At 72.4% G+C, this 26,157-nt stretch carries 20 protein-coding genes and 1 pseudogene; 11 read left to right on the top strand and 10 right to left on the bottom strand.

Annotated features, from left to right (window positions below):
- Positions 1-28: 28 nt before the first annotated feature.
- From FLX08_RS13770 to FLX08_RS13750, 5 genes are read right to left on the bottom strand one after another with little or no spacing between them, the layout of a single operon-like run.
- Positions 29-3,004: an NHLP bacteriocin export ABC transporter permease/ATPase subunit gene (locus FLX08_RS13770; RefSeq protein ID WP_142619231.1), complete on the bottom strand. Its 2,976-nt coding sequence runs from the start codon at positions 3,002-3,004 to the stop codon at positions 29-31.
- Complete coding sequence (locus tag FLX08_RS13765) at positions 3,001-5,247, bottom strand: NHLP family bacteriocin export ABC transporter peptidase/permease/ATPase subunit (protein WP_142619230.1); 2,247 nt, start codon at positions 5,245-5,247, stop codon at positions 3,001-3,003. The genes FLX08_RS13770 and FLX08_RS13765 overlap by 4 nt, the downstream gene beginning before the upstream one ends.
- Positions 5,248-5,258: 11 nt before the next feature.
- Positions 5,259-6,071: a biotin/lipoyl-containing protein gene (locus FLX08_RS13760; protein WP_167530402.1), complete on the bottom strand. Its 813-nt coding sequence runs from the start codon at positions 6,069-6,071 to the stop codon at positions 5,259-5,261.
- Positions 6,068-7,552: a SagB/ThcOx family dehydrogenase gene (locus FLX08_RS13755; RefSeq protein ID WP_142619228.1), complete on the bottom strand. Its 1,485-nt coding sequence runs from the start codon at positions 7,550-7,552 to the stop codon at positions 6,068-6,070. Before FLX08_RS13755 ends, FLX08_RS13760 begins: the two co-directional genes overlap by 4 nt.
- 16 nt (positions 7,553-7,568) lie before the next feature.
- Positions 7,569-9,827 carry a TOMM precursor leader peptide-binding protein gene (locus FLX08_RS13750; protein WP_167530401.1) on the bottom strand — a complete coding sequence of 753 codons (2,259 nt, stop codon included), beginning with the start codon at positions 9,825-9,827 and terminating at the stop codon, positions 7,569-7,571.
- Between the two features lie 432 nt (positions 9,828-10,259).
- On the opposite strand from FLX08_RS13750, the gene FLX08_RS13745 reads away from it, so the two are divergent.
- Entirely contained in the window at positions 10,260-13,121 is a 2,862-nt protein-coding gene (locus FLX08_RS13745) for an ATP-binding protein (RefSeq protein ID WP_142619226.1), read from the top strand.
- A gap of 18 nt (positions 13,122-13,139) precedes the next feature.
- Here the strand turns inward: FLX08_RS13745 and FLX08_RS13740 are convergent, their stop codons facing one another.
- The gene (locus FLX08_RS13740; RefSeq protein ID WP_142619225.1) at positions 13,140-13,484 is read right to left on the bottom strand and encodes an MmcQ/YjbR family DNA-binding protein; all 345 of its coding nucleotides are present in this window, start codon (positions 13,482-13,484) and stop codon (positions 13,140-13,142) included.
- A 221-nt stretch (positions 13,485-13,705) separates the two neighbouring features.
- On the opposite strand from FLX08_RS13740, the gene FLX08_RS13735 reads away from it, so the two are divergent.
- A complete protein-coding gene (locus tag FLX08_RS13735) occupies positions 13,706-14,905 on the top strand; it encodes a cytochrome P450 (protein WP_142619224.1) in 1,200 nt (399 codons plus the stop codon).
- Here FLX08_RS13735 and FLX08_RS13730 read toward each other — a convergent pair.
- Positions 14,877-16,253, bottom strand: coding sequence for an ROK family transcriptional regulator (locus FLX08_RS13730; protein WP_142619223.1), 1,377 nt, complete (start codon positions 16,251-16,253; stop codon positions 14,877-14,879). The two genes, FLX08_RS13735 and FLX08_RS13730, sit on opposite strands and share 29 nt — an antisense overlap.
- A gap of 368 nt (positions 16,254-16,621) precedes the next feature.
- Between FLX08_RS13730 and FLX08_RS13725 the strand changes: the two genes are divergently transcribed.
- Both FLX08_RS13725 and FLX08_RS13720 read left to right on the top strand, forming a co-directional pair.
- Entirely contained in the window at positions 16,622-17,680 is a 1,059-nt protein-coding gene (locus FLX08_RS13725; RefSeq protein WP_142619222.1) for a PASTA domain-containing protein, read from the top strand.
- The gene (locus FLX08_RS13720) at positions 17,677-18,276 is read left to right on the top strand and encodes a hypothetical protein (protein WP_142619221.1); all 600 of its coding nucleotides are present in this window, start codon (positions 17,677-17,679) and stop codon (positions 18,274-18,276) included. The genes FLX08_RS13725 and FLX08_RS13720 overlap by 4 nt, the downstream gene beginning before the upstream one ends.
- An 18-nt stretch (positions 18,277-18,294) precedes the next feature.
- On the opposite strand, the gene FLX08_RS13715 is transcribed toward FLX08_RS13720, so the two are convergent.
- A complete protein-coding gene (locus tag FLX08_RS13715) occupies positions 18,295-19,320 on the bottom strand; it encodes a GDP-mannose 4,6-dehydratase (protein WP_142619220.1) in 1,026 nt (341 codons plus the stop codon).
- A gap of 255 nt (positions 19,321-19,575) precedes the next feature.
- Between FLX08_RS13715 and FLX08_RS13710 the strand changes: the two genes are divergently transcribed.
- The 3 genes from FLX08_RS13710 (at position 19,576) to FLX08_RS13700 (ending at position 22,662) form a co-directional block, all read left to right on the top strand.
- Entirely contained in the window at positions 19,576-20,817 is a 1,242-nt protein-coding gene (locus FLX08_RS13710; RefSeq protein ID WP_244312619.1) for a glycosyltransferase family 4 protein, read from the top strand.
- 73 nt (positions 20,818-20,890) lie between these two features.
- Positions 20,891-21,604: a class I SAM-dependent methyltransferase gene (locus FLX08_RS13705; RefSeq protein WP_142619218.1), complete on the top strand. Its 714-nt coding sequence runs from the start codon at positions 20,891-20,893 to the stop codon at positions 21,602-21,604.
- On the top strand, positions 21,601-22,662 hold the full coding sequence (locus tag FLX08_RS13700; protein ID WP_142619217.1) for a prenyltransferase: 1,062 nt from the start codon (positions 21,601-21,603) through the stop codon (positions 22,660-22,662). The genes FLX08_RS13705 and FLX08_RS13700 overlap by 4 nt, the downstream gene beginning before the upstream one ends.
- Before the next feature lie 84 nt (positions 22,663-22,746).
- Here the strand turns inward: FLX08_RS13700 and FLX08_RS13695 are convergent, their stop codons facing one another.
- Positions 22,747-23,376 carry a class I SAM-dependent methyltransferase gene (locus FLX08_RS13695; RefSeq protein ID WP_244312618.1) on the bottom strand — a complete coding sequence of 210 codons (630 nt, stop codon included), beginning with the start codon at positions 23,374-23,376 and terminating at the stop codon, positions 22,747-22,749.
- An 82-nt stretch (positions 23,377-23,458) separates the two neighbouring features.
- On the opposite strand from FLX08_RS13695, the gene FLX08_RS13690 reads away from it, so the two are divergent.
- From FLX08_RS13690 to FLX08_RS13675, 4 genes are all read left to right on the top strand, one after another.
- On the top strand, positions 23,459-23,938 hold the full coding sequence (locus FLX08_RS13690; protein ID WP_142619216.1) for a pyridoxamine 5'-phosphate oxidase family protein: 480 nt from the start codon (positions 23,459-23,461) through the stop codon (positions 23,936-23,938).
- 70 nt (positions 23,939-24,008) lie between these two features.
- Positions 24,009-24,203 carry a ferredoxin gene (locus tag FLX08_RS13685; RefSeq protein WP_142619215.1) on the top strand — a complete coding sequence of 65 codons (195 nt, stop codon included), beginning with the start codon at positions 24,009-24,011 and terminating at the stop codon, positions 24,201-24,203.
- A 51-nt stretch (positions 24,204-24,254) separates the two neighbouring features.
- Complete coding sequence (locus FLX08_RS13680; protein ID WP_142619214.1) at positions 24,255-25,340, top strand: alcohol dehydrogenase catalytic domain-containing protein; 1,086 nt, start codon at positions 24,255-24,257, stop codon at positions 25,338-25,340.
- A gap of 73 nt (positions 25,341-25,413) precedes the next feature.
- Positions 25,414-25,908: an MSMEG_6728 family protein gene (locus FLX08_RS13675; RefSeq protein WP_142619213.1), complete on the top strand. Its 495-nt coding sequence runs from the start codon at positions 25,414-25,416 to the stop codon at positions 25,906-25,908.
- Between the two features lie 83 nt (positions 25,909-25,991).
- Here the strand turns inward: FLX08_RS13675 and FLX08_RS13670 are convergent.
- A pseudogene (locus tag FLX08_RS13670) lies at positions 25,992-26,157 on the bottom strand (sugar phosphate isomerase/epimerase); the annotation flags it as partial.

Here is a 26,157-nt window from a genome sequence, read left to right as displayed (position 1 = left end):
ATCCATGCCCGCGAAACCGCCCGTGGGCTCAGATCTGGCGGCGGGCGAGGCGGGCGAACAGGCCGTCGGCGTCCTCGAGCAGCTCCTGATATCGGCCCTGCTGGACGATGCGCCCGCGATCGAGCACCACGATCTTGTCGGCGTCCGTGATCGTCGAGAGCCGGTGGGCGATCACGATCCGGGTGGCGTTGAGCTGGCGGGTGCTCTCCGTGACGATCTTCTGGGTGGGGTTGTCCAATGCGCTGGTCGCCTCGTCGAACAGCACGATGCGGGGATGCGAGACGAGGGCGCGGGCGATCATGATGCGCTGCCGCTGCCCGCCCGACAGCGTGTTGGTGCCCTCCGACAGCACGGTGTGCATGCCCATCGGCATGTTGGCGATGTCGTCGGCGATGCCCGCCATGCCCGCGGCGTCCCAGGCGTCGTCGATCGTGTGGTCGGTGCTGCCGATGATGTTGGCCTTGATGTCGCCGGCGAGCAGCGAGCTGTTCTGCAGGACCACCCCGCACTGGCGGCGCACCGCGCCGATGTCGAGCTCGCCCAGGTCCTGGCCGTCGTACAGCACGGTTCCCGAGCTCGGCGACTCGAAGCCGAGCAGCAGCCGCAGGATCGTCGACTTGCCGCTGCCGGTCGGGCCGACGATCGCGACGAACTCGCCGGGCTCGACCGACAGGTCCACCCCGTCCAGCACGAGCGGCCCGTCCTCGCCATAGCGGAACGACACCCGCGACAGCTCGATCCGGCCCGACAGCTCGCCCGGGTCGGCCTTGCCGGCGTGCTCCTCCGGATCGGCCGCCAGGATCGGCCGCAGCCGCTCCAGCATGGGCACCACGCTCATCGCGGTGATCGCCGCGCCGGTGAACTGCAGCACCGAGGCCAGCAGCAGGTTGAACGCGGCGAAGAACGCCAGGAACGCGGAGACGGACACGTCTCCGAGCATCGGCCCGGCCACCACGGCGAAGACGATGACCGACGCGACCAGCGGGAAGCCGGCGTTGAAGGTCGTGACGAGGTTCTGCACCCGGCGGGCGGACACTCCGATGCTGCGTGCCTTGAGGAACTCCGCCGCCCAGACCCCGAAGCCCCGCTCCTCGGCCGCCGCCACCCGCAGCTTCGGGACGGCCGTCAGAAGCTGGAAGACCCGCGACGACAGCCGCTGCTCTTGGGCGTAGAGCCGGCGTTGCAGCCGCACCTCGAAGTAGCCCGCGACCGCGCACACCAGCACCCCGGCCAGCACGAGCGCCGTCGCGATCAGCGCGAGCCGTACGTCGTAGAAGAAGACGAGCACGAGGTTGGCCAGGCCGGCGAACAGGCCGAGTGCCGCCGTCGTCATCACGCCGGACAGCGTCTCCTGCACCACGCTGACGCCGAGGACCGTGGTGCCCAGCTCGGCCGTGGAGTAGTTGGTGAAGAACGTCGCGGGCAGCGACAGCAGCCGCATCCAGGCGCCCGCCTGCAGGCGGGCCGACGATCTGCCCTCGATGCGCAGCGCGGCGAAGTTCTGCACCACGGACAGCGCGGCCGCCACGAGCGAGCCCGCGATCACCAGCAGCGCGCCCTGCACGATCATCTCGCGCTCGGCCCTGGCCACGTACGTGCCGAGCACGAGGCCGGTCATGGCGGGCACCAGCAGGCCGATGCAGGCCACCAGCGTCCCGAGGCTGAGCAGGGTCCACAGGTCCTTGCGGTTCTTGGCCAGGCCGAACCGCAGCAGCCCGCCCACTCCGGTGACGGCCGGCGGCAGCGGCTCGTACAGCACGTCGGCGTGCCGGGTCAGCGTGCCGGCGACCGCCGCGGTGACCGGGGTGACGCGCTCCTCCCCCGGCGCGGCCATGACGTAGTGCGACCCGATGGGCAGCAGCGCCACCGGCTCACCGTCGGAGGAGCGGTAGCCCACCATCGGCCCGATGTCCCGCCGCCACCAGCGGTCGTCGAGCCTGATCCGGCGGGTGCGTACGCCCGAGGCGAGCGCGATGGCCTGCAGCGGGTCGATCCGGCCGCCGTTCACGGCTCCCGGCGGGGGCGCGACCACCGAGAATCCGGCGTGCGAGGCCACCAGGCGCGCGGCGGCCAGCGCGGGAGGGTCCCCGGCCACGTCGGTGAGGCGCACCCGCGCCTCGGTGTCGCGCACCAGCGTGTCGAACCCGCGGGCGGTGGTGCGCAGCACGTCGCCGCCCCGCTCGGCCCGGCTCGTCAGCGCCCTCAGCTCGGTCGAGTTCCGGCGTTCGATCCGCCGGTCGATCATGTAGAGGAAGCGGGTGGTGTATTCGACCCACCGGTGCCACAGCTCGCCCGCGCCCAGCAGGTCGAGGGTCGAGCGGGCGCGCAGCCGGGCCGGGCCGCGGGCCACCAGCCAGTCCCGCTCGGTGACGCACACCTCGGCGCCCGCGCTGAGCTGACCGGCGACGCCCTCCGGCATCTCGACCACGCCGTCCTCGACGGTGATCCACCGCAGTCCGTCGACCGACCGGACGGCCTCGCCCTCGCGGACGACGGTGGGCTCGTCCGGCGACAGCGGGACGAAGTCGCGCGGGGGCAGCGTGTCGCGCATCGACGCGGCGAGCGCCACCACGCCGGCCTCCAGGCCCTGCACGAACTCGCGCACGGCCATGCCGTACTCACGGGTGGGCAGGGCGCGGACCGCCTTGCCCGACGCGGACGGGCCGTCGACGCGACGGGCCGACAGGCCCTCCAGCCGGGCCAGCGGCAGGCTCGACACGCGGGCGCCGAGCACCGGCCGCCCGACGATGCTGTGCCTGGGGCCGCGCGGCGAGCCGAGCACCAGCGCGCCCTGCCGCACCCGGCACAGGTAGTTCCACCGGCCGACCGGCCTGCCGTTCTCCAGGCGTACGGCGAACAGGTCGACCGCGCCGCGCTCGACCAGCAGCACCTCGCGCAGGTCGGCCAGCACGAGCAGCCGGTCGGCCGAATAGTCGATGGGCGTGGCCGCGTCGGTGAAGAACGGCGAGAACGTCGAGGGCGGCGTCGCGGTCGGGACGCTCATCGGTCCATCCCTTCACCGCCCGGCCGGGCGTTCTCGATCAAGCGTGCGTAGTGGCCGCCGAGGCGCATGAGGTCGTCGTGCGTGCCGCGTTCCACCACCTCGCCCTGGTGCAGCACGAGGATCTCGTCGGCGTCGCGTACGGTCGACAGCCGGTGGGCGATGATCAGGCAGGCGCATCCCCGGCGGCGCAGGTTGTCGGCGATCACCCGCTCGGTCTCCGGGTCGAGCGCGCTGGTCGCCTCGTCGAGCACGAGCAGCGTCGGCTGCCCGGCCAGCGCCCTGGCCAGCTCCAGCCGCTGGCGCTGCCCGCCGCTGAAGTTGCGCCCGCCCTCGCGCACCCGGCTGTTGAGCCCGCCGGGGCGGGCGGAGATGACGTCGAAGATGGCCGCGTCGTGCAGCGCGGCGGTGACGACCTCGTCGGAGATGTCGTCGCTCCACAGCGTGAGGTTGTCGCGCACCGTGCCCTCGAACAGCGAGATGTCCTGGTCCACGTACGCGACCGAGGCCGCGAGCTCGGTCCTGGAGATCTCCTCGCGGTCGCGCCCGTCGAGCAGCACCCGGCCCGACGCCGGCCGGTAGAGCCCCGCCACGAGGCGGCCGATGGTCGACTTCCCACTCCCCGAGCCCCCGACGATCGCCACCCGCCGGCCCGGCACCACCGAGAACGACACGTTCTTGACGACCGGCTTGGCCAGCGGGTTGTAGCCGAACGTCACCTCCTCGAAGGTGATCGACCCGTCGAGCCGGCTTCCGGACGGCCGGTCCGGGCGGTCGAAGACGGGCGAGCGGGGGTGACGTTCCACGTCGTACAGCCGGGTGATGTCGGCGGAGATGTCCTGCAGCCGCCCGCCGAGGTTGGTGAGCTGGGTCACCGGCCGCGACAGCGCGCCGAGCAGGCTCTGGAAGGCCACCAGCAGGCCGACGCTGACCGCGCCGTCCACGACCCGCAGGCCGCCGACGAGCAGGATGAGCCCGCTGTTGACCCCGGCGAGCAGCGGGGGCACGACCGTGATGACCGCGCTGGGCACGCCCAGCCGCTGCCGGGCGGTCACGGCCTTGGCCAGGAAGCCCGCCCACCGCTGGAACGCGCTGGGCTCGGCGCCGGTGGCCTTGACGGTCTCCACGAGCTGCAGGGTGTTGAAGGTGGCCGACGTGAGGTTGCCGAGGTCGGCCCGCAGCGCGGCCACGGCGTCGGTCCTGGCCCTGGACACCTGCCGCAGCACGAGGATGTTGAGCAGCGCCATGCCCACGCCGATGAGGCCGAGCAGCACGTCGTAGCGGATCAGGACGACCGCGTAGAAGAGCACCAGCACGAGGTTGACGACGGTGACCGCGAGGTCCCTGGACAGGATCTCGGCGACCATGTCGTTGGCCGACACCCGCCTGGCGACCTCGGCGGGCCTGCGTTGCAGGAAGAACTCCACCGGCAGGCGCAGCAGATGTCGGAAGAAACGGGCGGAGCTGACCAGCCCCATCCGTATTTCCATCCGCAGCAGGTAGTGCCGCTGCACCGAGGTCAGCACGAACATCGCCAGGGCGGTCACCGACATCGCCACCAGCAGCGGCAGGATGAAGCCGGGGTCGCGGCCGGTGAGGATGTGGTCGATGAACACCCGGCTGAACGCCGGCGCGATGATCCCGGGCACGACCAGCAGCAGGCTGGCCAGCAGCACCAGCGGCAGCGCCCGGCCGGAGGGCATGCGGCGCGACAGCAGCGCCTCGGCCACCCGGGTGGGCCGGCCGCCGGGCCGGAATCCGGGCCCGGGCTCGAAGGTCAGCACGATGCCGGTGAAGCCCGAGTCGAACTCGTCCCAGTCGACCAGGCGGGGGCCGCTCGCGGGGTCGTTGACCGCCACCACCGGCCTGCCGAAGCGGCTGCGGATGCCCTCGACGACCATGAAGTGCTGGAACGCCCAGAAGATGATCGCCGGTTTGACGACGTCGCGCAGGTCCTCCAGCTCCATCTGGAAGCCCTTGGCCTCCAGGCCGTACTTGCGGGCGGCGGCGATCACGCTGGACGCCTTCGCGCCGTCCCGGGACACCGCGCAGGCGGCCCGCAGCTCCTCAAGGGGCACGAACCTGCCGTAGTGGCCGAGGACCATGGCGAGGGCGGCGGCCCCGCACTCGACGGCCTCCATCTGGATGACGGTCGGCGTGCTCACGCGCCCCCGCTTGCGGCGTTCGCGCCGGGGCGGGGCGCCGGACGGTGGGGCGTCGGCGCGAGAGGCCGTGACCTGGCTCATCCGTCTCCTTCTCAGCGTCCGAGGAGCAGGTTGAAAGGCGTCTGGCTGCTGAGCGTGACGGTGCCCGTCACCGTGACCTGCGACTGCAGCTCCATCGGGGGACCGGTCTCGGTCGTCCAGGAGTATCCGGACATGGTGCGGGGGTCGGGCAGGAGGTCGACGACCACCAGGCGGGGCGGCTCCGCGGTGAGGTAGCCGCGGGCCGAGAGGTCGCCGCCGACCAGGGCGGCGACGCCCTCCGCCATCAGCGGATAGGGGCTGATCGAGGTCACCCTGCCGCGCAGCAGCCCGAACACGCCGGGCGGGGCGTTGGAGACCGCGAGGTCGACCGTACGGCCGGGGGCGATGCCGAGCGCGTGGTCGCCCGGCACGAACAGCATCGCGACCAGGCGGTCGCGGGGAGCGTCGGTCCGCTCCATCGCGAGCAGCCCGTCGCCCTCGCGGACCATCGCGCCCTCGCTCGCCGAGGTGGTGACGACCTCGCCGGTGAAGGGGCTGCTCACGGTGCGCACGGTGCCGTCGGCCCGCAGCACCTCCGCCACCGCCTGTCCGCGCACCACCCGCAGGCCGGGGCTCACCATCATCGTCCGCACGGTCCCGGTGTACGGGCTCTGCAGCTGGGCGGTGCCCGCCGGATGGGTCAGCAGCCCTTTGGCGGTCACGGTGACCGGCAGTCTGCCGACGAACGACCACACCCCCGCGGCGACGACCACGATGAGCACGACGAACGTGGCGATCCAGCCGCGCGGGGAGGCGAGCAGGGTCGGGGAGTCGAGTTCGTCGGGCTCCCGCATCCGCTGCAGGGCCTTCAACCGGAACTTCATGACGGCACCTCCGGGGACCATCCCGGCGGCGTCCCCGCCGCGCCGCCCCGCCTGCTGCCGAGCAGCAGCTCGCCCACGCTGCCCTCCGCGTGCGGGTCGAGCCCGCTGGCCGCGGCGAACTCCGCCGCGTCACCGCCGCCGAGCCCGCAGACCGCCAGGCCCATGGCCGTGGCCACCAGGTAGAAGGTCTGGTAGAGCACGCCCACGTGCTTGAGGATCAGCGAGTAGGCGATGGTCTCGTACTTCCACATCACCCGCCCGAAGCGGGCCGTCACGATCAGCAGGACCTGCGGGTCCCCGGTCATCATGGCCGCCGACCTGGCCCGGTCGAGCAGCGTGCGGGTCGCCGGGCCGGGATCGGCCACCCGTTCAAGCGCGTGCGCGTGGGCGGCGTAGTGCCACAGGCCGGGCTCCAGGCCCTCGCAGGAGACGACGAGGGGATAGACCTCCAGCTCGTGGACCGCGCCGCCGGACGGGTAGGGCCGGTCGGCCAGCTCCTGGCCGTCCTCCCCTGTGAAGGTGCGCCGCTGGCGCATCGTGCGGTAGAGCAGCTCGCCCAGGCGGTCGAGGGTGATCGGGGCGGCGGCGTCGTGCTCGCGGATCGAGCGGCGGGCCTCCAGCACATCGGTCAGGCTCGCCTCGGTCTTCGCGATCGCGTCCAGGTCCGGCGGCTCCAGGGCGATCCGGGGGCCGTCGAAGGCGGGCGGCGCCACCGGCAGCGGATCCTGCACGCCCCGCAGCGGATAGGTGCCGCCGTAGCGCCCGGTCGTACGGGGTTCCCGGGTGCGGGTGTGCAGCCACAGGTCGGCCGGCGACCACTGGGCGAGCGGGACGGCTCCGCGCTCGGGGTCCTCTCCCTCGGGTGTCGGCCGCACCAGCAGCCCGGCGTCGGCGAACAGGCCGAGCACCGCCGCCGTCGTCCCGGCCGGCAGCCCCGGGCAGGCGAGGCCGGCCGGGGTCGTCCAGTCCGCGAGCAGGCCGAGCAGCGGCGCGGCGGCCGGGGCGAGCTCGACCCCGAGGGGGCTGCGGGGCACGCGCACCACGAGCCTGCCGTCCTCCGGCACCGCTATGGCGAACCTCGACAGGCGCACGCGGGCGTCCGCGGCGAGCGGCGCGGCCGGGCGCAGCGGGCCGCCTCCGAAGGGGCGCAGCACGGCCACCGGCTCGGCCCCGGCTGTCGCCATCTCTCCGCCGGACGGCACCACCAGGGCCCGCTCCAGCAGGGCCCCGGCCGACAGCTTGCGCAGCAGCAGGTGCCAGCGCAGCAGCCCGCCCTCGCCGTCGTGCTCGGTGACGGTCCTGGCCAGCTCGTCCTCGCTCGTGCCGCCGCGGGCCAGCGCGCGCAGCGCGGCGACCGCGCCGGGCGGCAGGCCCCGCAGCGTGGCAGGGCCGAACGGCGTGGCCAGGATGACCGCCCCCGGCGTCTCCTCCGGTTCGGACAGGCCGGCGTCGCGGCGCAGCCGCACCTGAACGGTGTGCATTGCTCCCCCTATCGGGTCAGAAGAAGACGCTGGTGGGGTTGAGCTCCTCCTCCAGAGCCGGTTCCGTCCGCCAGCCGAGGGCCACCGGCACGTCGTACAGGCGGCCCGGGCCAAGCCGGCGCCAGAAGTGCCGCATGCCGGGGACCAGCACCCGGGCGACGTTGAGCTCCAGATCCGGCCGCGTCTGGTCGAGGACGATCACCTCGAGACCGCAGGCGGCGGCCCGGGCGACGCAGGTCTCGACGTCGGCCGCGAGGTCGGCGCCCTCGGGCACCCGATAGTCCGCCAGCGTGCGGGACCGCTGCGCGGGGTCGGGCAGCAGCCAGGGGTCGCTGTCGAGCGTGGTCTCCTTCCACCAGCGGAGCGTCGCGATGTCGTCGTCGTGATAGATCGTCTCGCCGTTCTCGTCCCTGCGGCGTACGGACGGGAGGAACTGGTTGACCTCGGTCAGCGTCCGCAGCGCGGCGATCCGGGGATCGAGATGGGCGCCGAACCCCACGATGATGTCCTGCACCGGGTGGCCGAGCCGGTGGGAGACGCCGGCGAAGGCCGGGACGCCGAGGTCGCTGGTCAGGTCGAGCAGCCACAGGCTGCGGCCCATGTCGGCGTAGAACTCGCGCAGCGTGCCGACGTACGGGTCGTTGAGCGAGTCGAGGTCGAAGGCGGGCCGCCGGGCCCGGTTGTACCACCACAGCGCGACCGCGTCCCGCTCCACGACCTCGCAGAACCCCTGGAGGATCGCCTCCTCCAGCGTGTTGCCGGAGGCGCTGCCGTTGGAGTCGCCGACGCAGTAGAAGTGGCGTTCGAGGTCGGGATGGCCATACCAGGCGTAGCCGGCGGGGATCAGCCGCTCCTCGTCTGCGGTCAGCGACCAGGCCCGCGACCAGTCGAGCGGCAGATCCGTACGGAACCTCTCGGGCACCAGGTGCAGCCGGTGGGAGGGGTCGCTGTTCCAGGCGTCCCGGTCGCCGTACTGGTTGTCGGAGAACAGCAGCAGGTCGGCCGGGTGCACCGCGAGACCCTCGTCGAGGTCGGCGTAGGCCGCCTTGAGCACCGGCTCCTCGCCTCGCCACACGCCCGAGTAGCGCTCGATCGCCTCGCACAGGGCGCTGACCTTGGCCTGGATCTCGGTGCGGCCCTTGCCGCCGCTCTGCCCGCGCAGGTTGCGGCGCAGCAGGTCCATGTTGTCGCCCAGCATGGCGAAGTTGTGACCGGCGGTGAAGCTGTAGGTCACGCCGTTGTCCTCGCCGGCCCACGGGCGCAGCCCGGTGACCGCGCCCAGGTAGGGGCTGATGTGCCGCTCCAGCCGGGCGTACGTCGCCGAGGGCTGCTCGACCCGGTAGCCGCCGTCGGTCGCGTGCCGGGCGGTCCGCGCGGCCAGCGCCACCTTCGGCTCGCGGTCGCGGATCAGCGAGGGGTCGCCGCACGACGGGCACTGCGGCAGCCGGATCATCTGGTGCTCGGCGCTGGTGAGCGTGCGCAGGTCGACCGTGATCATCTTGCCCTGGAGGGTCGAGGGCCGGCCCGTGGCGGCCGTCCGCGCGAGCTCGGCCGCGAGCAGCCCGCCCACCGCCGCCGCGCCGCCCTGCAGGGCCTCGCGCACCGGGTGGTACGGCGGCAGCCCGTCGCCCCGCTTGCCCGCGAGGTAGCGCTCGACCTGCCGGTTGCCCTCGATCCGCTGGGACATGCAGGCCCAGCAGCCCGTCTCCCCCGGCTGGAACAGCGGTCCCAGCCAGGCCACGGTGCCGGCGGGCCTGACCAGCACCCAGGGCCGCCCGGCCGCCAGGCACTCGGCGTTGAGCTCCGCCAGGCCCGGGTCGAGGTAGTCGTGGACCACCGCCACGACCGGGCCGTCGCCGTCCGGAGCGGTGCGCAGCCCGTGCTCGTGCAAAAGCGCCTCGATCGGGCCGGGATCGACGCCCGCGCCCGCGAACAGCCGGAAGGACGTCCGCTCCAGGGCCGTGACGACGGCCGCGGGGTCGATGCCCTGCGCGTCCCAGAAGGCGAGCACCGGGTCGGCCAGGGGCGGCCGGCCCTCGGTCAGATGTCCGGCGGCCTCGTATCGCCGTACGGCGAGCACCGCCTGGGCCGGGGACAGTTCGCCGGCGAGGGCCTGGACGATGTCCATCACCGTGTGCCGGCCGTCGAGATAGGGAAGGACGCGGCCCGAGCCCGCGCCGCGTACGAGATAGTGCTGGCCTTCCGCCAAAAGGAAGACTTTCGCGTCGTCGAGGACTTCGGTCGTGAAGTGCGCCTTGAGCCGTGGCCGTTCCATGCCCCCCGCCATTCACTCCGTGATTAGCCGATGAGCGGAGAATTCCATTGACTCGCGGAAAAAGTAAAGACGTATTTGTCGCTTCACGGGCGCATACGTACGATCGGCGTGCACAAAGCGCGATCCGGACCTGTGCGTACGGTGATGCGTATCGCCGGCGGCACGGCGGAATACGTATGCGCACCGCCTCTCAGGGCCGTGCCCGCCGACCTGCCGCGATGATTCGGCCGCCCGGAACCCCTATGCCATAGGGGTTCCGGCGCGGAGGGGCAAACTCCCCATCCATTGGACATGGAATCATGACAAGGTGTTGCTTTCATGTGTCAGCAATATTGTGTTTACTCGTAGCGATTTCACGTATTGACAACCCGCTGGCCCTGTCCGGCATGATCCGTATGTCGAGAAAAATCGGTACATGGTCCGGGGGTAGGGATGGCCTCAGGGCGGCCGGTACTACTGCACCGGGACAAGGAGCTAGGGGTCGTCGACGAGGTGCTGGCCGGGCTTCACGAAGGAAGACCGGCCGTACTGGTCATTCAGGGCACGCGAGGGATCGGGAAGACCAGACTGCTGCACGCGGCGCTGGCGCGCAGGCCGGGCGGGGTCGTGCTGAGCGCCCGGGGCCACGCCGACGAGCGCTCCTTCGCGTTCGGCATCGTCCGGCAGTTGTTCGACCCGATGATGAGCGGCTCGGGGCGGGCCGAGCCCGGCGCCCCCGCCGCCGTCCTCGACGGCGGTGTGCGCGCGCCGGCGCTGACGGCGGTGCCGTACGACGGGAGCGCGCCCGCCGTGCCCGCCACGCTGCTCGACGACCTCTATCGGGCCACCCGCTCGCTGACCGCGGGACAACCGCTGATCATCGCGGTCGACGACCTCAACCACGCCGACCCGCAGTCGGCGCAGTGGTGCTCCTACATCGCCAGGCGGCTCGACGGCCTGCCCATCGCGATGATCCTGACCTGCGACGTGGAGGACCGCAGCGGCGGCGACGCGGTCCGCGACATCCTGGCGCTGCCGTACGCGCGGTCGCTGCGGCCCTCGGCGCTGTGCCGCAGATGCGCCGCCACGCTCATGGAGTCGGCGCTCGGCGCCAGGGTGGACGACGAGATCGTCGCGGCCTGCCACCGCCTGACCAAGGGAAACCCGCTGCTCCTGCTGGAGACGGCCGGACGGCTGGCCGCCGCCGACGTCCTGCCGCAGCGGTCCGAGCTGCCCCGGGTGATGCGGATCGGCGCGACGGCCCTGTCGGAGACCGTCCTGGAATGGCTCGGCGGCAGATATCCGTCCCTGCTCGCCCTCCTGCAGAGCCTTGCCATCATCGCGCCGTACGCCGGGCTGGAGACGGCGGCGATGCTGGCCGGCTACGGCGCGGTCGCGGCCGAGGAGGCGGGCCACGCGCTCGCGGGGGCGGGCCTGCTGGAGGGCAGCCCGCCGCAGCGGTTCACGCACGACCTCGTCCAGTCGACGATCCTCGCGCGCATGGACCCCCGGACGCGCGACGAGATGCACCGGCGGGCGGCCTCGCTGCTGCACCGCCTCGGCTCGCCGCCCAAGCGGTCGGCCCGGCACCTGCTGTCGGCCAGCCCCACCGGCGACCCGTGGGCCGTGTCGGTGCTGCGCGAGGCGGCGCGGGAGGCGGTCTCCGAGAACGCCTGGGAGGACGCGACCCGCTATCTCCACCGCGCGCTCGCCACCGCCAAGGACCACACCGTCCTCCAGGTGACGGCCGAGCTGGGCGCCGTCGAGGTGCACCTCGACATCCCCGCCTGCCTGCGGCACCTGCGCACCGTGACCGCCCTCGCCGGCGACGCCGCCGAGCGGGCGGACTCCCTGGCGCCCTTCGCCACGGCCCTGCTCACGCTCAACTCCTCCGAGGCCGCCGCGGCCTTCTGCGACATCGCCCGGGGCTTCGACGAGGACCCGTCCGGCGGGTTCCCCGACCGCGAGGTGCTGCTGCGGCTCAGCGCGCAGGCGCTGCTGACCGGCCAGTCGTACGGCTCGCGCGCCGCGCTGCGGCAGCTCAACGCCGAGCCCGGCGCCGCCACCAGCGCGGGGGCGCAGGACTACCTCGCCTCCGCCGCGCTGTCCGGCGCGGCCAGGGGCAGGAACCGCGGCCGCACGCTGGCCCTGGCCCGGCGCTGCCTCGACGGCGGCGGATCGATCCCGCCGGCACTGGTCATGGCGCTGGTGTGGGCGGGCCGCGTGGACGAGGCGGCGTACTGGTCGGAACAGGTGGCCGCCGAGGCGCGAGCGCGCGCCTCGATGACCGGGCAGGCCCTCGCCGTCACGCTGCTGTCGGACATCGCCTACCGCAGAGGGGAGCTGCGCGCGTCACTGACGCACGCGCGCGAGGCCATCCATTTCGCGCGCGGCTCGCACGCCTCCGGCCTGCACGTCGCCGCCGTGTCGTGCATGGCCCGCGTGCTCCTCGAACGCGACGAACTCGACGTCGCCCACGCGCTGTTCGACGAGGTCACCGCGCGCGAACCGGTGCACCCCCTGCTGCAGGCGGCGCTGCTCGAGGCCCAGGGCCGGGTGGCGGTCGCCAGGGGCGACGTACGCGAAGGGCTGCCGGCCCTGCTGGAGGCCGGGCGGCAGCTCCTGTCGGCGGGGGTGGTCAACCCGGCGTGCGCGGGCTGGCGGGGCCAGGCGGCCCTCGCCTACCTGCGGCTCGGCCAGCGCGGGCCGGCCCACCGCCTGGCCGAGGAGGAGCTCGAACTGGCCCGGGCCTGGGGCGCTCCCGACTGCGTCGGCCGGGCGCTGAGCACCGCGAGCACGACCGCCGAGGGCACCCGCCGGATCGACCTGCTCAGCGAGGCGCTGTCGGTGCTCGACGGGCCCGGCGGCATCGAACGCATCCGGGCGATGGTGCGCCTGGGCATCGCCCTGCGGGCCGCCGGGGAGACGCGCCGCGCCCACGACACCCTCAGCGAGGCGTACGACCTGGCCGACGGCTGCGGCGCCGTACGGCTCGCCGCGCTCGCCGAGCGCAACCTCGCCACGATCGGCAGCCGGGCCCGCGGCGGGCAGTCTGACGGCCCGTCGCCCCTGACGGCCGGGGAGATGCGGGTCACCGACCTGGTCCTGCGCGGCATGAGCAACCTCCAGGTCGCGAACGAGCTGTCCATCAGCAAGCGGACCGTGGACACCCACCTCGCCCGCATCTACCGCAAGCTCGGCATCCACACCCGCACCGAGCTCGCGGAGGTCATCAGGCGGCTCCGCGAGCACCCGGCCGAACCCCGGCCCGGCTCCGGCCACGACCAGCAGGAATGGCCCGGCCAGGAGGCATAGGGCCGGGCTACGACCGGGCTACGACCGGGTTTCGTACGCCTCGACGAGGGTCTTCGGCGCGGTCAGGCACCACGCCTCGGTCACCAGCTCGAACAGCTCGTCAGCGTCGATCTTCGCCAGACGGACCACGACCCAGCCGAAACGCCCGGCGGTGAACTGCGGCTCGAACACCTCGGGCCGCTCGGCCACGAGCGCGGTCTGCTCCTCGATCGTCGCCTTGAGGCCCACCGTCTCGGTGCGCTCCCACAGGTAGCCGAAGCCCTTGCCGCGCACCTTGAACGAGACCCAGTCACCGCCCTCGCCCTGGCCGACCTCGGGCAACCGGTCCAGCATGGAGAGGAACTCCTCGACGCTCACACCCATGCGCCCAGTCGTACCAGAGCCCACCGACAAGCCGGCTCAAGCGATCCGTCACCCGAGGGTCGCTTGACGTGCCGCCGGGCCCGTAATAGAACACGTTTCAGAATCACTGCGGACAAGCGCGCGACCGCACTCCCACCGAGCAGCGGGCCGGCCAGGGGCGACCGTCCCTCTTACCAGGGGCCCTCTTACCAGGGGCAGCCAAAACCCGATTAGGTGATGCAATGGAAATCGACCTCGTCGACATGGACCGCTACGCGCGCAGCGGAGTGCCGCACGACCAGCTCCGCTGGCTGAGGCACAACGCGCCCGTCTACCGGCACGAGGGAGAAGGCGACTGGCCCGGTTTCTGGGCGGTCACCAGGCACGCGGACGTCGTCCACGTCTCCCGTCACTCCGACCTCTTCTCCTCAGCCCGGAAACTGGCGCTGTTCGACGAGATGCCCGAGGAGCAGCGCGAGTTCCAGCGGCTGATGATGCTCAACCAGGACCCGCCCGACCACACCCGGCGCCGCTCGCTGGTCAACCGCGGTTTCACCCCGCGCCAGATCGGGCGGCTGGAGGAGCACATCAGGGACATCTGCCACGCCCTGGTCGACGAGGTGCAGAGCAAGCCCGAGGTCGACTTCGTGCGGGACATCGCCGCGCCGCTCCCGCTGTACGTGATCTGCGAGCTGCTCGGCGCGCCGGTCGAGGACCGAAACAAGATCTTCGAGTGGTCCAACCGCATGATCGGCAGCGACGACCCCGACTACTCCAGCAGCCCCGAGGAGGGGCAGGCCGCCGCCTTCGAGGTCTACTCGTACGCCCACACGCTGGCCGCGGCGCGCAGGCAGGACCCGCGCGACGACATCGTCACCAAGCTCCTGCAGCCGGACGAGGACGGGCAGACGCTGACCGAGGACGAGTTCGACCTGTTCGTCCTGCTGCTCATCGTGGCGGGCAACGAGACCACGCGGAACGCGGCGTCCGGAGGCATGCTGACCCTCTTCGAGCACCCGGACCAGTGGAAGCGCCTGGTGGACGACCCCACTCTCGCGAGGACGGCCGCCGACGAGATCGTCCGGTGGGTGTCCCCCGTCAACCTGTTCCGGCGTACGGCCACGACGGACACCGAGATCCGCGGCCAGAAGATCGCCGGGGGCGACAAGGTGGTGGTCTTCTACGCGTCGGCCAACCGGGACGAGGAGGTCTTCGAGCGGCCCGAGGAGTTCGACATCGGCCGCGACCCCAACCCGCAGATCGGCTTCGGCGGCGGCGGGGCGCACTTCTGCCTCGGCAACCACCTGGCCAAGCTGGAGCTTCGGGTGCTGTTCGAGGTGCTCGCCGAGCGCCTGCCCGGCATCCGGCAGACCGGCGAGGCCACCCGGCTGAGGTCCTACTTCATCAACGGCATCAAGACGCTGCCCGTCGCCCTCGGCTGACCGGCAACGACGGCAACGACGGCAGCGGGGTCAGGGGCAGGCGCGGCCGGGCCTGCGCCGTGCCCCACCCGACGAAGGGGCGGGGTGGCGGTCCGCCCCGCCCACCGCGCCCGCCGCCGGGTGAATCGGCGAGGCCGGGCTCGGGCTCGGGATCTGGCTCCGGCTCGGGCGCCAGATCGGGCTCTGGGGCCGGGTAGCGCGACAACAGCGGAGACTCCCCGAGCGCCAGGGCGACGCCGCCGAGCGCGCCCGCGACGTCGCCGAGCGCCGCACGGCGCAGGGTCAGCCGATGGCGCGAGATCGGCACCGCCCCCGCGTCCAGGGCCTTCCGGACGGGCTCCAGGAGCGGGGCGCCGAGCTCGGCCAGCTCACCGCCGATGACGATCACCCTGGGCCCGATCGCGTTGGACAGCGCGGCTAGCACCCGTCCGATCTGGCCGCCCACCTCGGACAGCAGGCCGAGGGCGATCGGGTCGCGCGCCTCCACGGCCGCCGTCAGCGCGGGCAGGTCGTCCCCCCGGCCGCCCCTGGCCCGGTAGGCGTCGAGCACCGCCCTGATCGAGGCGACGGTCTCCAGGCATCCCGTGCCGCCGCACTCGCAGGGCCTCCCGGCCGGGTCCACCGGAACGTGCCCGATCTCCCCGGACACTCCGTCGGCGCCACGGTGCAACACCCCTCCGGCCACCACGCCGCCGCCGACGCCGTACGACAGCCGCAGATAGAGCGCGTCCTGGTCACCGGCGGCCGCGCCCCACGTCGACTCGGCGAGCGCCGCGAGCCTGGTGTTGTTGTCCAGCAGCACCGGACCGCCGAAGCGCTCCAAGAGCAGGGCCGCGACGCCGGAGAGGACGCCGTCCGGCGCTCCGTCCCATGCCCCGGCCAGGGGGCCCACGACGCCCACGCCGACGCCCTTGAGCGCCCTGCGCCACACCTCGCCGCCGAGCAGCCCGCGGACGAGGCGCTCGGCGAGCGCCACCCGGTCGGGCCACGGCAGGCCGGGGGCGTGCGCCTCCCCCGCCGTGCCCACGATCTCGTACGTCACGCCGACGGCCGCGACGTGCACCGCGCGGCGGCTGAAGTCGATGCCGAGGGCCTGTCCGGCCGCGGGGTTGAGGACCAGCCGCTCGGCGGGACGGCCCCGGCCGCGCGGCGCCTCGTCCGGCGTCGCGGTGACCACCGCGCCCGCGGCCAGCAGTCCGCTGAGGGTGTCGTGCAGGGTCGTCCGCGACAGGCCGCACCGCCGGCTGAGCTCGCCCCGGTTGAGCGGGCCGTACGCGCGCAGCAGCCCCAGCACGGCCTGCTCGTGCCCGCGTCGCGCCGGCGGCACGACCTCTGTGAATTGCCGCATGCGAAAAGCATGCACAATTGGTAGGTTTTATGTCAATTTGCGGGCGATCAGGCGAGCGTGCGGGAGATCTTGACAGGCGTGTCAGGCGGCTCACGACGCGCCGCGCGAGGTGGAGTGGCCGGGTCTGGCCCGGCACGTGCCCGGCACCTGCCCGGTGACCACAACGTCCCGACGTCGGCCCTCGCGCTGGGCGCAGACCTGCGCCCTCCCGGTCCGCTCACCGGACCGGGGAATTGCGCCCGCGCATATGAGTAGGGGGATACTCAGGCGAGCCGGCCGCGATTCTTCGCACCATTTCCTCGAGAAGCCCGTCATTCGGGAAGCCCGCCCCCGTTCCCTTCGGACAACCCCGACTCGTTCCGGAGACGATGATGCCGGTACGCCTGATCGTGGCCCTCGCCATGGCCGTCGCCGCGTTCTGGGCCACGCCGGCGCAGGCCGCGAAATGCCCGCCCCCGCCCAACGTGATCGGTCAGACGTACGAGCAGGCGTACGAGACGCTCCACAACCATTTCGGCTATGGGGTCGCGACCGTGCCCGATCCCGTTCCTCCCGGGAGTTTCGTGAGCAGCGCGGAGACGCTGTCGTGCATCGAGTTCAAAATCACGGGGGTCCGCGTTTACCTGGGTGGGAAGGTGCCCGACCTGACCGGGATGACGCTGACCGCGGCCACCGCCGAAGCGCAGAAGGCCGGGTTCGGCGTGACCACCGGGCAGCCGGAGGCCACCGGCGAGTGGAAGGTCGCCGAGCAGACTCCCGCGCCCGGCGGGCTGCTCGCCTACGGGCAGGCCGTCAGCCTGCTCCTCGACGGCTCGACCGAGGTGCCGTACCTCATCGGCCGTACGGTCGAGGAGGCGCGGCAGCTGGCGGCGGACCGGGGGCTGACGCTCAGAGGAGCGGACGACGCGCGCGACGACCAGATCGTCGAGGACCAGAACCCTCCCGGCGGAGACGAGCTGACCATCGGCGACGCCATCGACGTCGTCCTGAGCGTCGTGTCCCCCGTGAGCCCACCGGTGAGCCCACCGGTGAGCCCGCCTGTGAGTCCAGCGGCGAGCCCGGACGACAGCCCCTCGCCGAGTCCGCCGGAGTCGCCGCGGCCGGACGAGTCGCCCGCGGAGAGCCCTGAGGCGGTGCCGACGGCCCCGCCCTCCGGCGAGGAGACGGGCTCCGACTTGGGTGTGCCGCCGGGGCTCGCCCTCGTCGCGGTCGCCGCCGCGCTCCTCGGCCTCGCCGGATGGAAGGCCCGGGGCGGCCGGCGCGCGCCTGACCGGGACCACGACCGCCGCCGGGCGGTGCGTCTCGTCTCCCGCGCCGATCCGTCCCCGGACGTGCGGATCCACGAGAGCCGCGGCTCCCGCCCGGCCGTACGTCTTCACGTCGTCCCGGACCCGGGCCGGCAGGAGATCCGGGAAGGCCTGTCATGAACCTGACCATCAACCCGAATCCGGGCACGGCCGCCCTCGCGCTCTACGACAGCGCGCGCGGCGCGGTGGCGGCGGCGGCAAGAGTCGTCCGCGACCCCCAGGTGATGAGCACGATCTGCCGCGACGCCCCGGCCCTCGCCGGGCAACTCGTCGCTCAGCTGCCCGAGGCCGGCGCCGGCCTGCTCCACGGGATCACTCTCGGGGCGGTCCTGGCGGCCGGATGGCAGAAGTCCCGCGAGCTGCGGGCCGCCGCGGTGCGCAGTCACGAGGACGGCCGCCGCGGGAAGATCGAGCCGGTCTCCCTGGCCGCGCACTCGATCACCTCGGAGCACCGCCCGTACGTCGAGGTCTACGCCGACGAGCGCAAAGTGCTCACGATCACGTTCTCCGTCGACCTGACGTTCACGATCGGGCTGCTGAGCGCGGCGATCCGCGACGGGCGGCTGGTGACCCTCCGTCCCGGCGGGGACTGCGAGGTCGCGGTGAGCTGGGGAGTGGACGGATTCAAGATCGGCGAGAGCAAGGTGCCGATCCGCATCCCATCCGTCGCCGTTCCCCTCGGCGCCGGGATCCGGCTGGCCCGGCCGCCCTCCTGACCGCGTCTCCGGCCGGTGTCAGGCCCAGGAGGAGTCCTGCTCCGGGTCGCCGCCGTCGGCGAGCAGGCGCAGGTCGGCCTCGACCATCATCGCCACGAGCTCCTCGAACGACACCGTCGGCTCCCAGCCGAGCTGGGTGCGGGCCTTCTTCGGGTCGGCGCACAGCAGGTCGACCTCCGCCGGGCGGTGCAGGGACGCGTCGCAGACGACGTGCCGCTCCCAGTCGAGGCCGGCGGCGGCGAAGGCCGCCTCGACCAGCTCGCGCACCGAGTGGGTGCGCCCGGTGCCGATGACGTAGTCCTCGGGCTCGGCGGCCGACAGCATCATGTGCATGGCCCGGACGAAGTCGCCGGCGTATCCCCAGTCGCGGCGCGCCTCCAGGTTGCCCAGGCGCAGCTCCGTGGCCATGCCGAGCTTGATCCGCGCGACGCCGAGCGAGACCTTGCGGGTGACGAACTCGGCCCCCCGCCGGGGCGACTCGTGATTGAACAGGATGCCGGACACCGCGAACATCCCGTACGACTCGCGGTAGTTCTGCGTGAGGAAGTGCCCGTACGCCTTGGCCACGCCGTATGGCGACCTGGGGTGGAAGGGGGTGCGCTCGGTCTGCGGCGTCTCCCTGACCTGGCCGAACATCTCGGAGGACGACGCCTGGTAGAAGCGGATCTGCCCGGCCGACGAGCCGCGCGAGGCGGTGATCCCCGAGCAGACGCGGATGGCCTCCAGCACGCGGAGCACGCCCATGCCGGTCACCTCGGCGGTCAGCTCGGCCTGCTCCCACGACATGGGCACGAACGAGATGGCCCCCAGGTTGTAGACCTCGTCGGGCTGCACCTTCTCCACCGCCGAGATCAGCGACCCCTGGTCGAGCAGGTCGCCGCGGACCAGCCGTACGTCCTGGAGGAGCCGGCGCACGCGCGGGACGCGGGGGTTGGCCTGCCCGCGAACGAGGCCCCAGACCTCGTATCCCTCGCTCAGCAGGTGTTCTGCGAGATAGGAGCCGTCCTGACCGGTGATGCCGGTGATCAGCGCACGCCTGGCCAACGGATCCTCCTCGTAGCGCCCAACTTGGCCTATGAGAGGCGAATGTACCGCCCTGCCCGGCCATGCCTATAGATGCGCCACTAGAACGTGTTACACAGAATCGCGTTCGGGTAAGCTAACAGCCCAGGTCGGGCCGGGTGAGGGTCAATCGAGGACCCTTTCCACCTCACCTACCCCATCTAAGGTCAAATGGTAGTGTTCCTGGCAGCAGCCCCACGGGGGCACGGCGGGAAACCGGCTGGAAAGGGGTGCCTCTTGGCGGAGAGGCTGCGCGTCGCGCTGCTGTCCTACCGCAGCAAGCCCACCTGCGGCGGCCAGGGGGTGTACCTGCGCCATATAAGCCGCGAGCTCGTCGCCCTGGGCCACCACGTGGAGGTCTTCTCCGGCCAGCCCTACCCGGAGCTGGACGAGGGCGTGATCCTCAACAAGGTGCCGAGCCTGGACCTCTACCGCGACGAGGACCCGTTCCGTACGCCGAAGCGCGACGAATATCGCGACTGGATCGACGCGCTCGAAGTCGCCACGATGTGGACGGCCGGCTTCCCCGAGCCGCTGACGTTCAGCCTGCGGGCCTACCGGGAGCTGAAGAGGCGGCGCGGCGACTTCGACGTCGTCCAGGACAACCAGACCCTGGGCTACGGCCTGCTCGGCATCCAGCGGCTGTTCCCGGTGGTCGGCACCATCCATCACCCGATCAGCGTGGACCGGCGGATCGAGCTGAAGGCCGCCAAGGGCTGGAAGCGGCTGTCGATGCGCCGCTGGTATGGCTTCGTGCGCATGCAGAGCATCGTGGCGCCCCGGCTGAGCCCGATCCTGACCGTCAGCGAGTCGTCGCTCGCCGACATCCACCGCGACTTCAACGTGCCGCAGTCCAACATGCGGCTGATCCCGCTCGGCGTGGACACCCGGTTCTTCCACCCCCGGCCCGAGCTGCCGAAGCGGGCGAACTCGATCGTGGCCGTGGCCAGCGCCGACTCGCCCATGAAGGGCGTGGCGACCCTGCTGCGCGCGGTCGCCAAGCTCGCCACCGAGCGCGAGGTCGACCTCACCGTGGTGAGCAGGCCCACCCCCGGAGGCCCCACCGAACAGCTCGTCAACGAGCTGTCGCTGCACGACCGCGTACGGTTCGTGCACGGCATCCCCGACGAGGAGCTGGCCGAGCTGATCGCCACCTCCGAGGTCGCGGTGGTCCCCTCGCTCTACGAGGGGTTCTCGTTGCCGGCCGTCGAGCACATGGCGTGCGGCACACCGCTGGTCGCGTCGCGTACGGGCGCCCTGCCCGAGGTGGTCGGCGACGCGGCCGTGCAGGTGACGCCGGGCGACCCCGAGGAGCTGGCTGCCGTGCTGCGCCGCCTGCTCGACTCCCCCGGGGAGCGCGCGGAGTTCGGCCGGCGCGGCTACGACCGCGTGATGGAGCGCTACGCGTGGCCGGTCGTCGCCCAGCGCACGGTCGAGGCCTACCACGAGGCCATCGCGGCACGGCGCTTGTCCCGATAGGCGTCTCCCGATGAACGTCCCCTGATGAACGTCCCCCGGTGACTCCCCAGACCCCACGAAAGGCAGGCACCGAGTGCTGACCGTCGACTTCAACCGGCTGCCCGTCGGACCGGGCGACCGTGTCCTCGACCTCGGGGCCGGCGGTGGCCGGCACGCCTTCGAGGTGCTGCGCCGGGGCGCCGACGTGGTCGCCTTCGACATGGACGCCGCCGAGATGGAGAACGTGGCGGCCATGTTCGCGGCGATGGACAAGGAAGGCGAGGTGCCGGCGGGCGCGACCGGGGACACCGTCGTCGGCGACGCCCTCCACATGCCGTTCCCCGACGCGTCGTTCGACCGCGTCATCGCCGCCGAGGTGCTGGAGCACATCCCCGACGACATGGCCGCGATGCGCGAGATCGTCCGCGTGCTCAAGCCGGGCGGCCGGGCCGCGATCACCGTGCCGAGCTTCCTGCCCGAGCGGATCTGCTGGGCCCTGTCGGAGGACTACCACACCGCCCCCGGCGGACATATCCGGATTTATACGTTGGCGGAGCTCCAGGCGAAGCTGAAGTCGTCCGGGCTTGAGGTCGGCGGCCACCACTACGCCCACGGCCTGCACTCGCCGTACTGGTGGATCAAGTGCGCGGTCGGGGTCAACGACGACCAGCACCCGCTGGCCAAGGCCTACCACGAGCTGCTCGTCTGGGACATCATGAAGCGCCCCCTCGCGACCCGGCTGGCCGAGGCCGTGCTCAACCCTCTGATCGGCAAGAGCGTCGTGGTCTACGTCCGGAAGCCCGCATGACGCGGGTGCCCGACGTTCCGGGGATCATCACCGCCGAGCAGGTCGTCCGTACGGCCGAGAGCATCGCCGCCGTCCAGGACGACCTGGGCGGCGTCCCCTGGCCCGAGGGTCACATCGACGCGTGGAACCACATCGAGTGCCTGATGGCGCTGACCGTGGCCGGGCTGCGCGAGGAGGCCCGCAAGGGCTACGACTGGCTCGTACGGCACCAGCGCCCGGACGGCTCCTGGCCGATGAAGGTCCGCGACGGCCTGCCCGCCGAGGCGGCCGGGGAGTCCAACCACGCGGCGTACATCGCGGTGGGGGTCTGGCACGACCTGCTGGTGACCGGCGACGAGGACTTCGCCCGGTCGATGTGGCCGGTGGTGGCGCGGGCCCTCGACTTCGTCATCGGCCTGCAGACCGCGCGGGGCGAGATCCTCTGGCAGCGCGACGCCGAGGGACGTCCGGCGGACTACGCGCTGCTCACCGGGTGCTCGTCCATCCACCAGGGCCTGCGGTGCGGGGCGCTGCTCGCCGAACGGCTGGGCGACCCGCAGCCCGACTGGGAGCTCGCCGCCGACCAGCTCGGCCACGTGATCGCCGGCCACCCGGAGGCGTTCGCCGACAAGAGCCGGTTCTCGATGGACTGGTACTACCCGGTGCTCGGCGGCGCCGTACGCGGGGCCGCGGCGGCACAGCGGTTCGACCTGGAGTGGGACACCTTCGTCGTGCCGGGCCTCGGCGCACGCTGCGTCTCCGACCAGCCCTGGGTCACCGGCGCGGAGTCGTGCGAACTGGTGCTCGCGCTCGACGCGGCCGGGCTGCGGGAGCGCGCGCTGGCGGTGTTCGCCGACATGCAGCACCTGCGCCACGAGGACGGCTCCTACTGGACCGGGTGGCAGTTCGTGAACCAGCGGCACTTCCCCAACGAGCGGTCGGGCTACACGGCCGCCGCGGTGGTGCTCGCCGCCGACGCCCTCTCCCGCGCCACTCCCGGCTCAGGGATCTTCCGCGACGCCGGCGGCCGGGAGGCCCGCATCACCGGCGAGTGCGGCTGCGAGCGCGCCCGCGCCTGACCCTCCGCAGGCGCCCCGCCCAGGGCCCCGCATCACCTCAGGGCCCGCATAACATCAGGGCCCGCATCACGGGCGAGCGCGCCGTCAGACGCGTTCCAGCACCCGGAGCGACCCGACGACCCGCACCTCGCGGAAGTCGCCCGACTCCAGCGCGCGCAGGTAGACCCGGTAGGGCGCCTGCCCGCCGTCCGCCGGGTCGGGGTAGATGTCGTGGAAGACCAGCGCGCCGCCCTTCATCACGTGCGGCGCCCACCCCTCGTAGTCGGCCGTCACCGGTTCCTCCGAGTGGCCGCCGTCGATGAACAGCACGGCCAGTGGAGTGGACCAGTGGCGGGCGACCGTGGCCGACGCGCCCACGACCGCGATCACCTCGTCCTCCAGGCCGGCGGCGGCGATCGTGGCGCGGAAGAACGGCAGCGAATCCATCCGCCCGGTCTCCGGGTCCACGAGCTCGGGGTCGTGGTGGGGCCAGCCCGGCTGGATCTCCTCAGAACCCCGGTGGTGGTCCACCGTGAAGACCACCGTGCCCGCCCGCCGCGCCCCGGCGCCCAGGTAGATCGCCGACTTGCCGCAGTAGGTGCCGATCTCGCAGATCGGCCCGCGGGAGCCGTACGCGCAGGCGGTCTCGTACAGCGCCTCGCCCTCGGCGGGCGGCATGAAACCGCGCGCCTTCTCGGCGGCGCTGCGCAGGTCGTCGGGCATCGGGGTCACCATGCCCGGCACCCTACCCAACGAGCCGAATGATGTTCGGAACTGCCCCTTGTCGCCCCTGATGCAACGTGTTCTACTTTGCTTCGTGAACCAGCGCGCCCGCATCGCGATGAGCGAGGAAGAGGTCGCGGAGCTCCTGCGGGACGCCCGCAAACTCCAGCTCGGCACGATCAACCCCGACGGCACGCCCCACCTGGTCACGATGTTCTACGGACTCGACGACGGCCGCGTCACGTTCTGGACGTACGCCAAGTCGCAGAAGGCCCGCAACATCGAGCGCGACCCGCGGGTGAGCTGCCTGATCGAGACCGGGGACGAGTACGCGCAGCTGCGCGGCGTGCTCGTCTACGGCAAGGCGCGGCCGATCGACGACCCGGCGGCCGTCCTGGAGGTCGGCCTGGACGTCACCCGGCGGATGACCGGCGCGCCCGTCGACGGCCCGGAGGTGCGGGCCTACGTCGAGCACACCGCACGCAAGCGCGTGGCCTACCTGGTCGAGCCGGCCCGCGTCGTCTCCTGGGATCACCGCAAGCTCGGCGGCGAGCGCTCTGGACGACCGCGATAGGCGCAAGATCCACGGGACAGGCCCTAACGTGAACTCCAGCGCGATGTGACGCACAGGAGGAGGACGCGCCATGAAGATCAAGGTCGACTACGACGTGTGCGAGGCCAACGCCGTCTGCATGGGCCTGGCGCCCGAGGTCTTCGAGGTCGACGACGAGGACAACCTCCACGTGCTGATGCCCGAGCCGCCCGCCGCACTCCTCGACCGGGTCCGCCACGCGGTCCGGTCCTGTCCCAAGGCCGCGCTGTCGCTCGAGGACGAGTGACGCGCGGCGCCCACCCCTGAAAGACCAGCCTGAAAGACCGGGAGGTCCCCCATGCGCGGCGCGCTTCTCCACGCGGTCGGCGACGAAAAGCTCGACATCAGAGACGACATCACGCTGACGCCGGTGGGCCCGGGTGACGTCCGGGTGCGGGTGAAGGCCACCGGCGTCTGCCACTCCGACCTCTCGGTCCTCAACGGCGTGCTCCCCATGCCGCTCCCGATCATCCCCGGTCACGAGGGCGCGGGCGAGGTCGTCGAGGTGGGCGACGCCGTGACCACCGTGCAGCCGGGCGACCACGTCATCGTCAACTGGACGCCCGCCTGCGGCGACTGCCCGAGCTGCGTGGGCGGCCAGCCCAACCTCTGCATGACGTACATGATGAAGAGCTTCACCGAGCCGCGCTTCCTGTTCGGCGGCGACACCCCGGCGTTCGGCATGGCCGGGTGCGGCACCTGGGCCGAGGAGATCATCGTCCCGTGGCAGGGGGCGATCAAGGTCGACCCCGACGTGCCGTACGAGGCGGCGGCGCTGATCGGCTGCGGCATCACCACGGGCGTCGGCGCGGTGCTCAACACCGCGAAGGTGCGCCCGGGCGCGACGGTCGCGGTCGTCGGCTGCGGAGGCGTCGGCCTGTCGGTGATCCAGGGCGCCCGCATCTCCGGCGCGACCACGATCCTCGCGATCGACCCGCTGGAGTCCAAGCACGCGCTCGCGAAGAAGGTCGGCGCCACCCACGCCTGCACACCCGACCAGCTCATGGACGCCATCGGCACGCTGACCGGCGGGCAGGGCTTCGACCACGGCTTCGAGGTGGTCGGCAAGTCGGCCGCCATCATGACGGCCTGGCAGGCGACGCGGCGCGGCGGCGACGTCATCGTCGTCGGCGCGGGCGCCATGGACGACATGGTGCCGCTGAGCGCCTTCAGCCTGCTGTTCGAGGGCAAGAACCTCCTCAGCTCGCTGTACGGCGACGCCGACGTCCGCAGGGACTTCCCGCGCTTCGTGAACCTCTACAAGGCGGGCAGGCTCGACCTCGACAGCATGATCAGCTCACGCATCAGGATCGCCGACCTGAACGACGCCGTCGACGCCCTGCGCGGCGGCGAGGTGCTCCGGCAGATCGTGCTGTTCGACTGAGTCCACCGGTCCGCCGGAGATCTCCCCGGCGCGGGGGATATCTCCGGCGGACCGGGGTAACCCGAGCGGCGACATGCAGACGTTCCTGCCCTACCCGGACTTCGCGGCCACCTCCCGCGTCCTCGACCCGCTCCGCCTCGGCAAACAGCGGGTCGAGGCCCTGCAGGTGCTGCGCACGCTCACCATTCCGGGGTACGGCTGGCGGCACCACCCGGTGGCGCACATGTGGGCCGGATACGAGGAGGCGCTGGTCCGCTACGGCCTGGAGATCGTGGCGGCCTGGTGCGACCTTGGCCGCGCCGACACCTGCGCCGCGACGATGACCGGCGAGCTGCTCGGCTGCCGGGGCATCGACACCCCCCGCGTCCAAGAGGCCCTCGCAGAGGCGGGCGAGTTGCCGCCCTGGCTCGGCGACCCCGCCCTCCACCTCAGCCACCGCTCGGCTCTGCTGCGCAAGGACCCGGAGTTCTACGGCCCGAAGTTCCCCGGCGACCCCGACGACCTCCCCTACGTCTGGCCCGGCTCCGACCGCGTCAACGCCCTGCTCCCACCCCGCCGCACCGTGTAGGACGCCGTCAGCATGCCGGAGGGCCGGGCGGCACCTGAGGGTGCGCCCGGCCCCGGGCCTCGCGAGAGCTGGGGAGAGAGAGGTCAGCTCTCGGAGGAGAAGGCGGCGTCGAAGGCGGCGTCGGGCGGGGTGATGGCGTTGAGCGAGCGGATGTAGGCGAGGGCCTCGGGTGCGCCGTGCAGCCGGTCCATGCCCGCGTCCTCCCACTCGATCGAGATCGGGCCGTCGTAGCCGATGTGGTTGAGCGCC

Source organism: Microbispora hainanensis, from assembly GCF_006874475.1.
Lineage (GTDB): Bacteria > Actinomycetota > Actinomycetes > Streptosporangiales > Streptosporangiaceae > Microbispora > Microbispora hainanensis.
Note: the sequence above shows the minus strand (reverse complement) of the source record. Positions and strands in the feature narration are given on the sequence as shown.

Coding starts and splice junctions, on each gene's coding strand:
- FLX08_RS13750 (WP_167530401.1), bottom strand. CDS start 9,827: ATGGAACGGCCACGGCTCAAGGCGCACTTCACGACCGAAGTCCTCGAC.
- FLX08_RS13730 (WP_142619223.1), bottom strand. CDS start 16,253: ATGCGGCAATTCACAGAGGTCGTGCCGCCGGCGCGACGCGGGCACGAG.
- FLX08_RS13720 (WP_142619221.1), top strand. CDS start 17,677: ATGAACCTGACCATCAACCCGAATCCGGGCACGGCCGCCCTCGCGCTC.
- FLX08_RS13695 (WP_244312618.1), bottom strand. CDS start 23,376: ATGGTGACCCCGATGCCCGACGACCTGCGCAGCGCCGCCGAGAAGGCG.
- FLX08_RS13755 (WP_142619228.1), bottom strand. CDS start 7,552: ATGCACACCGTTCAGGTGCGGCTGCGCCGCGACGCCGGCCTGTCCGAA.
- FLX08_RS13745 (WP_142619226.1), top strand. CDS start 10,260: ATGGCCTCAGGGCGGCCGGTACTACTGCACCGGGACAAGGAGCTAGGG.
- FLX08_RS13685 (WP_142619215.1), top strand. CDS start 24,009: ATGAAGATCAAGGTCGACTACGACGTGTGCGAGGCCAACGCCGTCTGC.
- FLX08_RS13680 (WP_142619214.1), top strand. CDS start 24,255: ATGCGCGGCGCGCTTCTCCACGCGGTCGGCGACGAAAAGCTCGACATC.
- FLX08_RS13735 (WP_142619224.1), top strand. CDS start 13,706: ATGGAAATCGACCTCGTCGACATGGACCGCTACGCGCGCAGCGGAGTG.
- FLX08_RS13770 (WP_142619231.1), bottom strand. CDS start 3,004: ATGAGCGTCCCGACCGCGACGCCGCCCTCGACGTTCTCGCCGTTCTTC.
- FLX08_RS13725 (WP_142619222.1), top strand. CDS start 16,622: ATGATGCCGGTACGCCTGATCGTGGCCCTCGCCATGGCCGTCGCCGCG.
- FLX08_RS13700 (WP_142619217.1), top strand. CDS start 21,601: ATGACGCGGGTGCCCGACGTTCCGGGGATCATCACCGCCGAGCAGGTC.
- FLX08_RS13765 (WP_142619230.1), bottom strand. CDS start 5,247: ATGAGCCAGGTCACGGCCTCTCGCGCCGACGCCCCACCGTCCGGCGCC.
- FLX08_RS13760 (WP_167530402.1), bottom strand. CDS start 6,071: ATGAAGTTCCGGTTGAAGGCCCTGCAGCGGATGCGGGAGCCCGACGAA.
- FLX08_RS13740 (WP_142619225.1), bottom strand. CDS start 13,484: ATGGGTGTGAGCGTCGAGGAGTTCCTCTCCATGCTGGACCGGTTGCCC.
- FLX08_RS13675 (WP_142619213.1), top strand. CDS start 25,414: ATGCAGACGTTCCTGCCCTACCCGGACTTCGCGGCCACCTCCCGCGTC.